At 32.0% G+C, this 16,276-nt stretch carries 14 protein-coding genes; 10 read left to right on the top strand and 4 right to left on the bottom strand.

The features are described 5' to 3' along the window. Nucleotides 1-7 precede the first annotated feature (7 nt). Nucleotides 8-1,054 (top strand): ABC transporter ATP-binding protein, encoded by a 1,047-nt coding sequence (locus CS884_RS05175; RefSeq protein WP_099320994.1) that lies wholly within the window; start codon nt 8-10, stop codon nt 1,052-1,054. A gap of 148 nt (nt 1,055-1,202) precedes the next feature. After that, a complete protein-coding gene (locus CS884_RS05170) occupies nt 1,203-2,495 on the top strand; it encodes a ClC family H(+)/Cl(-) exchange transporter (protein ID WP_099320993.1) in 1,293 nt (430 codons plus the stop codon). Nucleotides 2,496-2,547: 52 nt separating this feature from the next. Here CS884_RS05170 and CS884_RS05165 read toward each other — a convergent pair whose 3' ends face one another. Beyond that, nucleotides 2,548-3,357, bottom strand: a complete 810-nt coding sequence (locus tag CS884_RS05165) for a PepSY domain-containing protein (protein WP_099320992.1) — start codon at nt 3,355-3,357, stop codon at nt 2,548-2,550. A gap of 246 nt (nt 3,358-3,603) precedes the next feature. After that, nucleotides 3,604-4,101 carry a thiol peroxidase gene (tpx, locus tag CS884_RS05160; RefSeq protein WP_099320991.1) on the bottom strand — a complete coding sequence of 166 codons (498 nt, stop codon included), beginning with the start codon at nt 4,099-4,101 and terminating at the stop codon, nt 3,604-3,606. A gap of 206 nt (nt 4,102-4,307) precedes the next feature. On the opposite strand from tpx, the gene rpsL reads away from it, so the two are divergent. From rpsL to CS884_RS05125, 7 genes are all read left to right on the top strand, one after another. Continuing rightward, nucleotides 4,308-4,721 (top strand): 30S ribosomal protein S12, encoded by a 414-nt coding sequence (rpsL, locus tag CS884_RS05155; protein WP_099320990.1) that lies wholly within the window; start codon nt 4,308-4,310, stop codon nt 4,719-4,721. A 117-nt stretch (nt 4,722-4,838) separates the two neighbouring features. Then, entirely contained in the window at nt 4,839-5,309 is a 471-nt protein-coding gene (gene rpsG / locus CS884_RS05150) for a 30S ribosomal protein S7 (protein ID WP_099320989.1), read from the top strand. Nucleotides 5,310-5,323: 14 nt separating this feature from the next. Further along, nucleotides 5,324-7,396, top strand: coding sequence for an elongation factor G (fusA, locus tag CS884_RS05145; RefSeq protein ID WP_099320988.1), 2,073 nt, complete (start codon nt 5,324-5,326; stop codon nt 7,394-7,396). A gap of 15 nt (nt 7,397-7,411) precedes the next feature. Next, entirely contained in the window at nt 7,412-8,608 is a 1,197-nt protein-coding gene (tuf, locus tag CS884_RS05140; RefSeq protein ID WP_099320561.1) for an elongation factor Tu, read from the top strand. A 131-nt stretch (nt 8,609-8,739) separates the two neighbouring features. Then, complete coding sequence (gene pepT / locus CS884_RS05135) at nt 8,740-9,960, top strand: peptidase T (protein WP_257875758.1); 1,221 nt, start codon at nt 8,740-8,742, stop codon at nt 9,958-9,960. Next, entirely contained in the window at nt 9,960-11,360 is a 1,401-nt protein-coding gene (pepD, locus tag CS884_RS05130; RefSeq protein WP_099320987.1) for a beta-Ala-His dipeptidase, read from the top strand. The genes pepT and pepD overlap by 1 nt, the downstream gene beginning before the upstream one ends. 131 nt (nt 11,361-11,491) lie before the next feature. Next, nucleotides 11,492-12,727, top strand: coding sequence for a hypothetical protein (locus CS884_RS05125; protein ID WP_099320986.1), 1,236 nt, complete (start codon nt 11,492-11,494; stop codon nt 12,725-12,727). A 38-nt stretch (nt 12,728-12,765) separates the two neighbouring features. Here CS884_RS05125 and CS884_RS05120 read toward each other — a convergent pair whose 3' ends face one another. Next, a complete protein-coding gene (locus tag CS884_RS05120; protein WP_099320985.1) occupies nt 12,766-13,665 on the bottom strand; it encodes a diacylglycerol kinase family protein in 900 nt (299 codons plus the stop codon). Between the two features lie 143 nt (nt 13,666-13,808). Beyond that, a complete protein-coding gene (locus CS884_RS05115; RefSeq protein ID WP_099320984.1) occupies nt 13,809-14,810 on the bottom strand; it encodes an MsnO8 family LLM class oxidoreductase in 1,002 nt (333 codons plus the stop codon). A 292-nt stretch (nt 14,811-15,102) separates the two neighbouring features. Between CS884_RS05115 and CS884_RS05110 the strand changes: the two genes are divergently transcribed. Further along, complete coding sequence (locus CS884_RS05110; RefSeq protein WP_099320983.1) at nt 15,103-16,260, top strand: nucleotide sugar dehydrogenase; 1,158 nt, start codon at nt 15,103-15,105, stop codon at nt 16,258-16,260. Nucleotides 16,261-16,276 lie beyond the last annotated feature (16 nt).

Here is a 16,276-nt window from a genome sequence, read left to right as displayed (position 1 = left end):
AGTTTTTATGGAAAATAGAGAAAATAAAGAAGTACTTGTAGAAGTTAAAAATATGGATAAGTTTTTTAGAGTTGGCAAAAACCAAAATCTAAAAGCTTGCGAAGACATAAGTATAAATATATACAAAGGTGAAACATTAGGTCTTGTAGGAGAATCAGGTTGTGGAAAAACTACCTTTGGAAGAACACTTATCAAATTATATGATCCAACCAATGGAACTATAAAATATAAGGGTATTGATATAACAAAACTTGATAGATCTCAACTAAAGAAGTTTAGAAAACAAGCTCAAATGATTTTCCAAGATCCTTATGCATCCCTTGACCCTAGAATGACCATTGGAGATATAATTTCTGAAGGAATTCGTGTTCACTTTAAGGATATGAAGGAAAAAGAAATTCAAGCTAAAGTTTCAGACCTTTTGCAAACTGTAGGACTTAATGCAGAACATGGTGCAAGATTCCCTCACGAATTATCCGGTGGACAAAGACAAAGAATTGGTATAGCAAGAGCACTTGCAGTTGAGCCAGAATTTATTATTTGTGATGAGCCAATATCAGCCCTTGATGTTAGTATTCAGGCACAAGTTGTAAACTTATTAATAGAATTGCAAAATACAAGAAAGTTGACCTACTTATTCATTTCTCACGACCTATCAATGGTTTCACACATATCAGATAGGGTTGGAGTAATGTATTTAGGATCTATGGTTGAAGTTGCAAAATCAGAAAGAATCTATGCTAGCGCTTATCACCCATACACCCAAGCTTTGATTTCAGCAATTCCTATACCTGATCCTGATGTATCAACAGCAGGCTATGAAAAACTAGAAGGAGAAATTCCTTCACCAATCAATGCACCTGTTGGTTGCAAATTTAACACACGTTGCAAATACGCAATGGATATTTGTAAAAAAGAAAGACCATCTCTAGTAGAACTTGAACCAAATCATCTATGTGCTTGCCACCTATATGACCAAGGACTAGAAGAAGGTATAGAAAAAATCGAAAGAATAAAAAAAGAATTAGAGAAAAAAGAAGAGATAATACTCTAATTTAAATCTAGACAAAATTAAATAAATAGCAAAAACTAACCTTAAACGGCAAAAGCCTTTAAAGAGTTAGTTTTTTTATTGGAAAATTTATTTTTTATAATTAAATCATCGGCCAATTTCTGTTATAATAAAAAACATAGGAGGAATTATGGCTAAAAAAAAGCGCTTTAATCGTACATATAGTCCCAAGAAATTATCGACAATACTAACTTTTGTAGGGACAGGAATTTTATGTGGAATAGTTATAGGAAGTTTTAAGACTCTTATTAAATTTTATTCAGGCCTTATGCTTGATCTATTTGCCAAAGCAGAGGGAAATATTTCTTATTCCATTTTAATACTTGCCTTATTTTTCATTATTGGAAGTTTTATTTATTATTTATCAAAAAAAGATCCAAATATCAATGGTTCAGGAATCCCAGTTATCTATGCTATGTTAAATGATAAGCTAAATGTCAATTCTTTTAGAACTCTAATTAGAAAATTTATAGCAAGTATTCTCACAATTGGTTCAGGACTTACTCTTGGTAGAGAAGGACCATCCGTACAAATTGGCGGACTTATTGGAGATATTGCCCACAAAATGACCAAATCAGAAGAAGATAAGTCTTATTTTATAGGAGCATCAGCTGGAGCAGGACTAGCAGTAGCTTTTAACGCTCCAATGGCTGGGGTTTTATTTACCATAGAAGAAATTTTCAAAAAAACTGACAGAAAAGTTTTTCTATCAACAGCAATTACAATTTTCTCAGCAGTTATTACTTCAGATTTAATCTTTGGAAATTTGCCAGCCTTGGTAAATGTTCCAAAATTTCATGTAATGCATCTAAAAATGATAATTCATCTAGTAATTTTAGGAATAATTACAGGTTTATCTGGAGTATTTTTTAACAAGATAGTTATTGGGTCTAAGGGATTTTTTGGAAAAATTAATATTAATCCTTTCGTAAAATATATGATTCCTTTCATAATCACAGGACTTGTTTTAATGGTTGATATTAACCTATTTTCTTCAGGAGAATCTTATATATTTTTCCCTATCAAAGGAAACCCAAATCTAGGAAGACTAATTTTTTTGTATTTTGCAAAAATATTATTATTAGCCTTGGCTTTTGGAGTGAGCATACCAGGTGGATCTTTGGTTCCACTTTTAGTAATAGGTTCGCTTGTAGGAAATATATTTGCAAGCTTTTTAGCAAATATAGGCTTAATTGATCCGCAATTAATTTTGGTATTTTCCATGATGGCAATGTGTGGCCACTTCTCAGCCATAGTAAGAACACCGATTACAGCAATAATTTTAGTTTTGGAAATGACAGGAGGAGCTTTTAACTATTTATTAGGCCTATCAGTAGTAAGCCTAGTATCCTACTCCACAGCAGAAATCTTTAAATCAAAACCTTTCTATGATCACTTGTATGAGATTTTGATAAAAAAATAAAGTAAAAAACTGACCTATAAATTGTTCAACAAAATATAGGTCAGCTCCTTTATTAATATGAATCGCCACCGATTATTTTTCCATCATATGCATCTACATAAACCATATCATCAGAAATTTCTACAATATATGCCAGATGCAAATCTTTACTTTCTTTTTCTTTTTGTTTATTTTCATCGAAAAAATCATTTGAATCAACAACGGTCAAAGTAATTTTGTCTACCTTCCTAGCTTTATTATCTAGAAAATCAAGAGCAATTTTACTAGCTTCATCTTCACTAATTTTTGCTTCTTTTTCAATTTTATAATCACTAAATTTATTATATAAAATCACTCTATCTTTTACGTTATCAAAAACCACTCTTATTTGATTGTATGGATTAAAAACTCCTGCTGGATTTTCCTCATAAAATGAATACGCAATGTAATCTTTAGTAAAATCAGATTTTAACACTTTAGTATAATTTTTATCTATAAAATTTTCCTTGATTGATTCTACAAAAGCTTCGCTAGGGTATTTTTTATCAATTTCATTATCAGAAAATTCTAATAAATCTAAAAAATCTGCATGAATAAGTTCTCCTTTATTATCAAAAAGAAGACTACTGACCTTATCTCCTAAAACTTCAAGTTTTCCGGATTTTATATTTTTCTTATAGTTTTTGTCAAACTCTTCTTTTGATATGTCATAACCTAAAGTTTTAAAAACATTTATGATTTTTTCATCAGAAATTTTCTCATTGTCGTTACTAGTTTTGCTTTCATTGGCTTTGATATTTTTACTTTGATTAGCTGTACACGAAAATAGGATAAGTGCAAATGTTACACATATAAAGATATTAATAAATTTTTTTAATTTCATATTTGACTCCTAATATTACTATGGAATTTTATATTTGTTAATTTTAAAATACCAACAATTTAAACATTGTCAATGTGAAAATATAGTTATTTTATTTGTATAATTAAAATAATTTTAAATAAGTGATAATAAAAATTTATTAGTCGTCTATAATAATATTTTGCAATTTTTCCTAAAAAATTATTAATCTATGTAATGTTTTGTAAAAAGCCATAAAAAAAGAGGCTATAAGCTAGCCTCAAATTATTAGATTAATTTTTTAACTTCTTCTAAAGCCTTATCAAAGTCTACTTCGTTTGTTACTTCTGGAACGTATTGTACATATCTAACAATTCCATCTTTGTCTACTATTACAACTCCACGAGCTAGTAATTTGTTTTCTTCCATCAAGAATCCGTATTTTTCGCCAAATTCACGATCTTTATAATCTGAAACCATTATGGTATTTTCTATGCCCTCATTTGAGCAAAATCTAGCTTGAGCAAATGGCAAATCTTCAGTTATTGTTACGATTTTTACATTTTCAAGTTTGCTTGCTTCTTGGTTAAATCTTTTTGCTTGCAAAGCACATACGCTTGTATCAAGAGATGGAGCAACTGAGTAAACTACGACATTTCCTTCATTTTCTTTGCTGTCAAAAACTGACAAATCGTTTTTTGTTGCCTTAAATTCAGGCGCCTTATCAGAAACTTTAATTTCTTTTCCTAGTAAATTTACATCATTTCCTGCAAATGTTATTTTCATTTTCAAACCTCCTAAAATTTATTTACATTATGATTATACCATTAAATTTTTAAATAAATTATTTTTTTAAAATTTTTCTGAAAGTTATCATTAATATCTCTTAGTTGTTGAAATTTAGTTGACATATCGATTCGAAGATAGTAGAATATTTAAGTATTGGCATGCTTGCCAATATTATTAAATTATAAAAGAAAAGGAGGTGCATTATGCCTACAATTAACCAACTTGTTAGGACAGGTAGAAAAAGTGAAAAATCTAAATCAAATACACCAGCTTTAGGTTATAACTACAATACTTTAAAAAGTAGAATTACTCCTAACCAATCACCACAAAAACGTGGAGTTTGTACATCAGTTAGAACCGTAACACCAAAAAAGCCAAACTCAGCTTTACGTAAAGTTGCCAGAGTTAGACTAACTAATGGTGCGGAAGTACTTTCATACATTCCAGGTATTGGTCACAACTTACAAGAACACTCTGTTGTGCTAATCAGAGGTGGAAGAGTAAAGGACCTTCCAGGTGTGCGTTATCACATCATAAGAGGTACTCTTGATACTGCAGGAGTTAACGGACGTAAACAAGGTAGATCTAAATACGGCGCTAAAAAAGGCCAAAACTAGGATCTAAAATAAGTGCATAATGTACCTATTATATATAGAAATCATTCTTGCACACAACGATATATTTAGTCGAGTACTAATGATATTACTTAAAAATTGGTAAAGGAGGGAAGCAAAGTGTCAAGAAAGGGACATATACCAAAAAGAGAAGTAATGCCTGATGCTAAGTATAACGATAGAGTTGTAACAAAACTTATCAATAACGTTATGCTTGATGGCAAAAAAGGCCTTGCTACAAGAATCGTCTATGAAGCATTTGCTATCGTAGAAGAAAAGACAGGAAATGACGCACTAGAAGTTTTCTACCAAGCTATGGAAAATATAATGCCAACACTTGAAGTTAAAGCACGTAGAATTGGTGGTGCTAACTACCAAGTTCCTATGGAAGTTAGACCAGAAAGAAGACAAACTCTAGCTTTAAGATGGCTAGTAAACTTTTCTAGAGCTCGTGGTGAAAAAACAATGGTTGAAAGATTATCTAAAGAAATTTTAGATGCATCTAACAACTCTGGTGCAGCTGTAAAGAGAAAAGAAGAAATGCATAGAGCTGCAGAAGCAAATAAAGCATTTGCACACTACAGATACTAAATTTAGGGGGATAAATGCCTAGACAAGTAGGATTAAAAGATACCAGAAATATAGGAATCATGGCTCACATAGATGCCGGAAAAACAACTGTAACAGAAAGAATCTTATATTACACTGGTAAAATTTACAAAATAGGTGATACCCATGATGGTACAGCTGTTATGGACTCCATGGAACAAGAAAAAGAACGTGGAATTACCATTGGTTCAGCTGCAACTACAGCTTTTTGGAAAGATCATAGAATTAACATTATCGATACTCCAGGACACGTTGATTTTACTGTAGAAGTAGAAAGATCACTTAGAGTTCTTGATGGTGCAGTAGCTTTATTTGATGCAAAAAGCGGGGTAGAACCACAATCAGAAACTGTATGGAGACAAGCAGACAAATACCACATTCCAAGAATATGTTTTATTAACAAAATGGATGCAACAGGTGCTGATTTCTTCATGTCAGTAGAAACAATAAAAGATAAATTAAAAGCTAATGCGCTACCACTTGAAATTCCAATAGGTAGCGAACAACAATTCCAAGGTGCAGTTGACCTAGTAACAATGGAAGCTGTAACCTACAATACAGAAGACTTAGGAGCTCATCCATTATATAGCGAAATTCCAGATGATCTTAAAGCACAAGCTGAAGAATATAGAAATAATATGCTTGAAGAATTATCAGAAATTGATGATAATATAATGATGAAATATCTTGAGGGCGAAGAAGTAAGCGTTGAAGAAATAAAAGCTGCAATAAGAAAAGGAACAATTGAACAAAAAATATTCCCTTGCTTATTAGGTTCAGCTTACAAAAACAAAGGTGTTCAACCACTTCTTGATGCAATAATAGATTTCATGCCAAGCCCACTAGATGTTCCAAATATCAAAGGAACTGATCCTAAAGATGAAACAATAGAACTTGAAAGAAAAGCAACAGATGATGGCCCACTAGCAGCTCTTGCCTTCAAAGTTGTAACAGATCCTTACGTTGGTAAATTAATCTATACAAGAATTTACTCAGGAACTATAGAGTCTGGTTCATACATCTTTAATGCAACCAAAGGTAAAAGAGAACGTGTTGGTCGTATAATGCAAATGCACTCTAACAAGCAACAAGAAATCGAAACTGGTTATGCTGGAGATATAGTTGCCTTATTAGGACTAAAAGATACAACAACAGGAGATTCCCTATGTGATCAAGATAATCAAATCATCTTAGAGAAAATGGAATTCCCTGATCCAGTAATATCAGTAGCAATAGAACCAAAAACAAGAGCATCTCAAGATAAGATGATCATTGGTCTACAAAAACTTGCTGAAGAGGATCCAACATTCGTAACTAGATCTGATGAAGAAACTGGACAAACAATAATCTCAGGAATGGGAGAACTTCACCTTGAAATAATCGTAGATAGACTTCTAAGAGAATTTAAAGTTGAAGCAAACATAGGTAACCCACAAGTAGCTTACAGAGAAGGTATCACTCAAGAAGCAGAAGCTCAAGGTAAGTTTGTAAGACAATCTGGTGGTTCTGGTCAATACGGTGATGTACATCTTAGAGTTACACCAGGTAAAGAAGGATCTGGAATCACATTTGAAAGTAAGATTGTCGGTGGTTCAGTACCAAAAGAATACATCAGACCAGTTGAAGAAGGTGTTCGTGAAGCAGCAACATCAGGAATCCTTGGTGGATATCCAATGGTAGATATGCATGTTGTACTATTTGATGGTTCTTACCACGAAGTAGACTCATCAGAAGTAGCCTTCCACGTAGCAGGTTCAATGGGACTTAAAAATGCAGTAGCAAAAGCAAAACCAGTATTACTTGAACCAATAGAAAAAGTTGAAATTACAACACCAGATGAATATCTTGGAGATGTAATGGGCGATGTATCATCTAGACGTGGAAAAATTGATGGAATGAATCCAAAAGATGGAATCCATGTATTAGATGCTTTCATACCACTATCAGAGATGTTTGGATATGCAACAGATCTTCGTTCAAAAACTCAAGGTAGAGCAACATACTCAATGCAATTTGACCACTATGCTCAAGTACCAGAATCAGTAAAAGAAGAAGTATTAAATAAATAATAATAGGAGATTAAAATGAGTAAACAACAATTTGAAAGAACCAAACCACACTTGAATATCGGAACCATCGGCCACGTAGACCATGGTAAAACAACAACAACAGCAGCAATAACCCAAGCACTAAACAAAAAATACGGCACAGGTGAATATATAGACTACGAACACATCGACAAAGCTCCAGAAGAAAGAGAAAGAGGAATCACAATCAATACCTCAGTAGTAGAATACGAAACACCAAAAAGACACTATGCTCACATAGATGCACCAGGCCACGCAGACTACGTTAAAAACATGATCACCGGAGCAGCACAAATGGACGGAGCAATCATAGTAGTAAGTGCAGCAGACGGTCCAATGCCACAAACAAGAGAACACATCCTACTAGCAAGACAAGTAGGCGTACCAAAAATAGCAGTATTCCTAAACAAAGAAGACCAAGTAGACGATCCAGAACTAATCGAACTAGTAGAAATGGAAGTAAGAGACCTACTAAACGAATACGAATTCGACGGAGACAACTGCCCAGTAGTAGTAGGATCAGCATTAAAATCCCTACAAGAAGGCGGCGAAGGCCCATGGAGCGACAAAATCCTAAAACTAATGGAAGAAGTAGACGAATACTTTGACATACCAGAAAGAGACAACGACCTACCATTCCTAATGCCAGTAGAAGACGTAATGACAATCTCAGGCCGTGGAACAGTAGCAACAGGAAGAGTAGAAAGAGGAACCCTAAAAGTAGGCGACACAGTAGAAATCGTAGGACTAACAGAAAAAACAAGCCAAGCAGTAGTAACAGGCGTAGAAATGTTCCACAAATCACTAGCCCAAGCAGAAAGTGGAGACAACGTAGGAATCCTACTAAGAGGCGTACAAAGAAATGAAATCTCAAGAGGCCAAGTACTAGCAAAACCAGGCAGCGTACACCCACACACAGAATTCGAAGGTCAAGTATACGTACTAACCAAAGAAGAAGGTGGACGTCACACCCCATTCTTCAGTGGATACAGACCACAATTCTTCTTTAGAACAACAGACGTAACAGGTGATATCCAACTAGAAGACGGCGTAGAAATGGTAATGCCAGGAGACAACGCAACATTTAAAATCACCCTACAAAAACCAATCGCTCTAGAAGAAGGCTTAAGATTCGCAGTAAGAGAAGGCGGAAGAACAGTAGCATCTGGAGTAGTAACAAAGGTTGTTAAATAATCTGTGTTATTACACTAAACAATAAAGATCAAAAAGAGTAGACAATAGTCTGCTCTTTTTTAGTATTAGCTTTAGTATAATCAAATTGACAAGGTCAAGGACTAAGTGTTACACTACTAACGGAGGTTACTATGTCATATATGTTAGATAAATTTTTAAATTATGTAAGTTACGATACACAAAGTGATGATAAAAGCTCCTCTTGTCCATCAACAAAGGGACAATTGGAATTAGGAAAAAAATTAGTAGCAGATCTTAAAGAAATCGGCATTGAAAATGCAGTGCAAGATGAAAATGGATATATTTATGCTTCAATTGATGGAACTATCAAAGATGCTCCAAAAATTGGGCTTATAGCTCACATGGATACAGCCTTAGAGCTAAGTGGAAAAAATGTAAATCCACAAATAATAGAAAATTATGATGGGAAAGACATAATTCTTAACGAAAAATACAAATTAACCAATGAAGAATTTCCATTTTTAAAAGATTTGACCGGTCATAAATTAGTTACAACAGATGGCACTACTTTACTTGGAGCTGATGATAAGGCTGGTGTTTCAATAATTATGACAATAGCCAAGTATTTTATGGGAAATAGAGACTTAAAATTTGGCGATATAAAAATAGCTTTTACACCAGATGAAGAAATCGGTAGGGGAGCAGATTTATTTGATGTAAAAAGATTTGGAGCTGACTTTGCTTATACCATTGACGGTGGACCAGTAGGAGAATTAGAATACGAAAACTTCAATGCTTGTAGCGTTAGTGTTGATATAGAAGGTAAAGCTGTTCATCCAGGTTCTGCTAAAAATGTTCTAATCAACGCACTTTTACTTGCCATAGAATTTAATTCTATGCTACCAGTTAACCAAAGACCAGAATATTCTGAAGGATATGAGGGTTTTTATATGCTTCAAGAAATAAATGGAACTGCAGCAAGTGCTAAAATGGATTATATAGTTAGAGACTTTTTTAAAGATTCTTTCCAAGCTAAAAAAGATTTGCTAAATGAAATAGGCGATTTTTTAAATAAGAAATACGGACATGTTATAGATATTACTATTAAAGATTCATATTATAATATGAAAGAAAAAGTTCAACCGCATATGGAAATTGTGGAATTGGCAAAAAATGCCATAGAAGATGTTGGTCTTACACCAATTATCAAGCCTATCCGCGGTGGTACAGATGGAGCAAGCCTATCATATAAAGGACTTCCAACACCAAATTTGTTTACAGGTGGGTATAATTATCATGGAAGATATGAAATAGTTTCTGTAGATTTGATGGAAAAATCTTACGAAGTTATTAAAAATATCATAATAAACAATGCGAAAGGAAATAATTAATGGAAAATTTACAACCTCAAAGAGTATTTTATTATTTTTCAAAACTAATGGAAATACCAAGAGTAAGTCATCATGAAAAAGAAGTTTCAGATTATTTAATAAAAACTGGCAAGGAATTGGGTCTTTTTACTTATCAAGATGAAAATTTAAACGTTATTTTAAGAAGAGATGCAGCCAAAGGCTATGAAAATGCACCAAAAGTTATAATCCAAGGTCACATGGATATGGTTGGATCAAAAACTGAAGATTCCACTCATGATTTTACCAAAGATCCTATAATTCCGGTAATTGAAGGAGATTATCTAAAAGCTAAAGATACAACTTTGGGAGCAGATAATGGTATAGCAGTTGCAATGGGTCTTGCTCTATTGGAAGATGAAAATTACAAGGGACCACAACTAGAATTAGTTGTAACTACTGACGAAGAAACTTCAATGTCAGGCGCCTTAGCTTTGGCAGATGATGTCTTAGAAGGAGAATATCTAATAAATTTGGATTCTGAAGAAGAAGGAATACTTACAGTAGGTTCTGCTGGTGGCATAACATTTTTCGTAAGCCAAGAAATCGGAGAATTAAGCGAAAAAGAAGGCTTTGAAATTAAACTATCAGGACTTTTAGGTGGACATTCAGGTATGCAAATCCATGAAAAAAGAGGAAATGCAGTAAAAATCCTAGGTCAAATCTTAGAAAAAATTGAAGATGAAATAAGCATTGGAGAATTTACAAGCGGAACTTTTGACAATGTAATCCCATCTAGCGGCAAAGTTTTGGTTTTTGATACAAGTTTAGAAAAAATTGAAAAAGCAAAAGAAGAAGTTTTAAAAGAAAATTCTGATTTGCTTGGAAATTTACAAATAGCAGTTAAAGAAACTAAGGGAAAGGATTATAGCAAAGACTTTAGCCAAAAAGTGATAAAAATGGTTAATACTATGCCTACAGGCGTAAATACTTTTATGAAAGATGGCAAGACTGTTGAATCTTCAGACAACTTAGCTCTAATCAAAGAAGAAGATGGAAATCTAAAAAGCGAAATTTCCCTAAGATCTTCAAACCATGAGGTCCTTGATGAATTAAGAGAAAAAATAGGAAAAATTTTAGAAGAAAATTCTTTAGCTTACACAATTGGCGCAGTTTATCCAGGTTGGGAATATAATGAAAACTCAAAACTTAGACCACTTGCTGAAAAAGTCTACAAAGAAATGGAAGGCAAGAAATTTGATACGATTGTAATTCATGCAGGTCTTGAATGTGGTTGCTTCTACGAAAAATATCCACACTTAGATATAATTTCAATTGGACCAAATATTTCTGGCGCTCACAGCCCAGAAGAAAAGCTAGAAATCAAATCTTGCCAAAGAGTTTTCGCTTACGTTAAAAAACTTTTAGAAGAAATTAAGTAAAATCATAAGAACATAGGCCTATATAACAGGGTTTATGTTCTTTTTTTGCTAAATTTTCTTTAATAGATAATTTATTTACAATTCTTTATAAAACATAACAAAACCAGTATAATATTATTCTTGGAGGTTTTATGAGTAAAAAATCAATTACAATCATGTTAGCTTATGTTGGAGTTGTAACAGGGGCTGGTCTTGCTTCTGGTCAAGAACTCTTGCAATATTTTGTTTCTCTAGGAATTCCTGGTCTTATCGGCATAGGAATTGTTGGGATTTTACATATACTTTTTGGTGGAATTTTATTAACAATGGGTTCCCACTTTTTGGCAAGCGATCATTCTGACGTTTTTGGAGAAATAACCAATAAATTCATAGGTAAATTTATGGATCTTGGTCTTATTTTTACCTGTTTTGTTATGGGATTTGTAATGATAGCAGGAGCAGGCTCAAATTTAAACCAAGCTTTTGCAATAGACAAATGGATTGGTCAAGTTATCTGTGCATCTTTGATAATAATTGTTGGCATGTTAGATTTTGAAAAAGTTTCCAAAGTTATAGGCTCTTTTACTCCTATGATAATTATCTTAACCCTAATAGCTTCAATCTATACTTTTATCAATTTCAAAGCTGACTGGAGAAGTCTTAATGACTTTGCTATAAAACTACCGTCAAATTTTAATTCGCTAATATTTACTATTTTAAACTATTATGGAGTTTGCCTAATGAGTGGCGTTTCCATGGGATTTGTTTTAGGAGGAGAAGAACTAAATCCAAAAGATGCTGGAATTGGTGGACTATTAGGAGGAGCGATTGCTGGTCTTTTGGGAATTTTGATATCTTTTACCTTATTTATACGCATTAGAGAAGTGGCAACTCTTGATATTCCAATGTTATACATAATTTCAGATATAAATCCAGTTCTTGGGAAAATCATGGCTCTAGTTATATTTGGAATGATATTTAATACAGGAATTTCACTTTTTTATGCCCTAGCTCGAAGATTTTCAAATGGTAAAGAAAATAGATTTAAGTTTTTATTGGTAGTCATAACTCTAGTAGGCTTTGCTTTAAGCTTTGGTGGATTTAAAAAACTTGTTTCGGTTTTTTATCCTATCATTGGTTATGTAGGAATAGCTATGATGCTTTTGCTTCTTATATCATGGTTTAGAACTAAAGAAGATATAAAAAAAGAAAACTACTGGAGAGTTGGCATAGCTTACTATATGAGAAAAAAAGTAGACGATAGTATAAAATTTACTAAAAAAGATGAGAAAAAACTTGAAAATTTGATAGAAAAATCAAACGTAGATAATGAGCAATTAGAAAATATGGCAGAAGATTATATCAAAAATGATCTTGAAAATGAATAATAAATAGGCTGGTAATAAGAATAAAATTACCAGCTTTTTTATTTAAAATACAACCAATTTAAGGCCTTTGGGCAAATTTCAAAGTTTATTTCTTTTGTTTTAAAAATTTCTCCGTCAATATTTGCCAAAATTTCCTTCTTTGCTTTAATTTTCCCACTCTTTATCCTATATTCAGATAAATATTTAGAATCTTGGTGTTTGCCTTTTTTATATTTTAATATTAGGGGAATTAGATTAAATTTTGGGAATTTTTCGCATAAAACTAAATTGATTATCCCATCGTCAATTTTCCCATCTGGTGCAGGATTAAAGCCTGAACCATAGTAAGAGCCGTTACAAATGGCAGAAATTAGATATTCATTTTTAAGATTGATTTTTCTACCGCAAGCTGAGGTTAAAGAAATATCTAAATCCATATAGGAAAGATGAAAAATTCTATTAATAACTGCTTTTACATAGGCTTTTTTGCCCAATGACTTATCTTTTTCTAAATATTGGTAGGCTTTTGACAAAATTTCCGTATCAAAACCAAGACTTGTGACATTGATACAATATTTTCCATTCACTTTTATCAGATCTATTGGTCTAATTTCAAAATCAAAAGTATCTTCGATTTTAAAATTAGAATAATCGAAGTTTTTAGAAAAATCATTGCCAGTTCCTGTTGGAATTAAGCCAATAGCAACATCTTTACCTTTGCAAAGATTAATAACTTCATTTAAGGATCCATCGCCACCAAGAAGAATAATTACCTTATCGTCAAAATCAGAATTTAGAAAATCATTAACAATTTCTTTGATATGACCCTTGTATTTGGTTTCTTTGACAATTATCTCATCTTCTTTGCCATAGGACTTGTAAATTTCTTCAATTTGTTTTTTAGAAAAATCAAACTCAGTTGCACCAGCAAGTGAGCTTATTAAAAATAATTTTTTCATAAAATCATCCTATTCCACTATTTGTAGTTTAAATTTATATATAGATTTTAGTTGAAATCTAAGCAAACAAAATATTTGCAATAAAAATATCTCCAAATTATTCTTGCTATTTAAATTCAAAAAAAATTCTATTTTTATCGCCTTTAGTCAAATATTTCCTTTAGAGCCTTGTAGGTTTTAATCCTATTTTTTAGTCCATATATTGGTGTAAATCCTAGAATTTCATCAATACCATAAGTTTTAATTTCATCTTCCAAAATATTAGCAATTTCTTTTTTGCTTCCTTTTAATATAAATCTAGCATCATAAGATTTTTTAAGAATTGACTCTTCTTGACTGGTAAACTTATAATCTTTTAATTCTTCTGGATCGATTAACCCTTTGGAGCTACCCCTATATTGTTGAATATGAAAATAATCAAAGGATTTTCCCAAATACTCTAGCTCATCTTTGTCATCTGAAATTAGGATTTGATAGGACATAGAAATGTATGCTTTATCAGCAAAGGCTGATTGTTTGAAATTTTTTTTGTAGTCTTTAAATAATTTTGCCGGTGTTTCTACAGAAAAAAACTTGGCGTGTGAGTAAAAAATTCCAAACTCCGCAGCCTTTTTAATAGCTTGGCCAGTTGATCCTAGCATCCATGGACGGGGAAGATTTTCACCACTTTTTGGCATGGCCTTTGCCATAGAATAGCTAAAGTCATCTGGTCTTTTATCTTGTAAATAATCAAGCAAGGCTTTTATTTCATCAAAGAGATCATGAGATTTACTTGAGAAATTTTTATTTAAGGCACGAATTTCATAAGCACCGGCACCAGGAGCACGACCAAGACCAAGATCTACTCTGCCTGGGGCAAGATATTCCATAGTTTTAAAGGTTTCTGCGATTTTTAGTGGAGAATAATGCATAACCATGGTTCCACCAGTTCCTATATTTAAATTTTTAGTTATTGATAGAAAATAACTAGCTAATATTTCAGGGGCTACTGAAAGCAAATTCTCAAATCCATGATGTTCTGCAAACCAGTACCTATCATAAGAAAGTTTATCTAATTCTTCAACTAATTTTTTTGTATTTTCAAAGACTTCTTCATTACTTTGGGAAACTTCTCTAATTAATAAATCATGAACTCCTAGTTTCACTAAAACCTCCTTCTAATAATATAAGTGTCATTTATATAATTATACCAGATTCAGTGTAATGTTTGATAATTGAATATAATTAATATAATAACAATTGGCCTTATAGAAAAATTATGGATATTTTTTTTATAAATTTTAGAAATATTTTAATTGATTAATCTATAATTTTCCCAAATATCATCTAAGCACACAGCTGATTTTTTTCTGAAGGCTTAGATATTCTTATAAATTGACAAAATTATATTGTAAAGTTGTTTTCTAAATGTATGATATTTGTTGATGAGGAGTATTTATGAAAATTTTAGTTTTTGGACTTGGATATGTAGGATTATCCAATGCCATTTTATTATCTATAGACAACCAAGTAATAGGAATAGATGTTGACAAAAATAAAGTTGATTTGATTTCAAAAAAGCAATCACCATTAGAAGATAAAATGATAATTTCCTATTTGGCAAATGAAGATTTAAATTTAGAAGTTAGGACTAATCCAGAAGGCTTATTTGCTGATAGTGATTTAGCAATTTTAGCTTTGCCAACAAATTATGATGAAGAAACAAAATATTTTGATACATCTTTTTTAGATGAAGTAATAGAAAAAATCAAAAAAGAAAATGAAAATCTTCCGATTTTAATAAAATCAACCATACCAGTTGGCTACACAAAGGCAAAAAGAGAAGAATACCATTGTGATAATATAATATTTTCACCAGAATTTTTGCGTGAGGGTAAGGCCTTAGAAGATAGTTTCTATCCATCAAGGATCATAATAGGCGATAGGGGTAACTTAGCAGAAAAAATTGCTAGTTTGTACCAAAATCAAGCAAAAAATGATCCTCAAGTCTTTTTTATGGATTCAACAGAAGCTGAGGCAGTGAAATTATTTGCCAATACCTATCTTGCAATGAGAGTTTCATATTTTAACGAATTAGATACTTTTGCAGAAATCAAAGGCTTAAATACAAAAGATATTATAGATGGAGTTTCTTCCGATCCAAGAATTGGAAATTATTATAACAATCCATCTTTTGGTTATGGTGGATATTGCTTGCCAAAAGATAGCAAACAACTTTATGCAAATTTTGAAAATGTACCAAATTCTATTTTTGGCGCAGTAATAGAGGCAAATAAAATAAGAAAAGATTTTGTTAGCAAGCAAATTCTCAAAGATAAGCCAAAAACTGTAGGCATTTATAGATTAGTTATGAAAAAAGGTTCAGATAATTTTAGAAAATCCGCTATTTTTGATGTAATTAATAATATTAAAGATAAGACAAATGTAATAATTTACGAACCAACAATAAAAGAGAATGAATTTTATGGTCTAAAAATTGTAAACGACCTAGAAGAATTTAAAAAATCAGACCTAATCGTTGCCAATAGAATTGATGAAAAAATAGTCGATGTAAAAAATAAGATTTACACAAGAGATATTTATAACAAAGATTAAATTATATTATTTACGA

The sequence above is a fragment of the Anaerococcus sp. Marseille-P3625 genome (assembly GCF_900232825.1).
Taxonomy (GTDB): domain Bacteria; phylum Bacillota; class Clostridia; order Tissierellales; family Peptoniphilaceae; genus Anaerococcus.
This window is presented reverse-complemented; position numbering and strand designations above follow the sequence as displayed.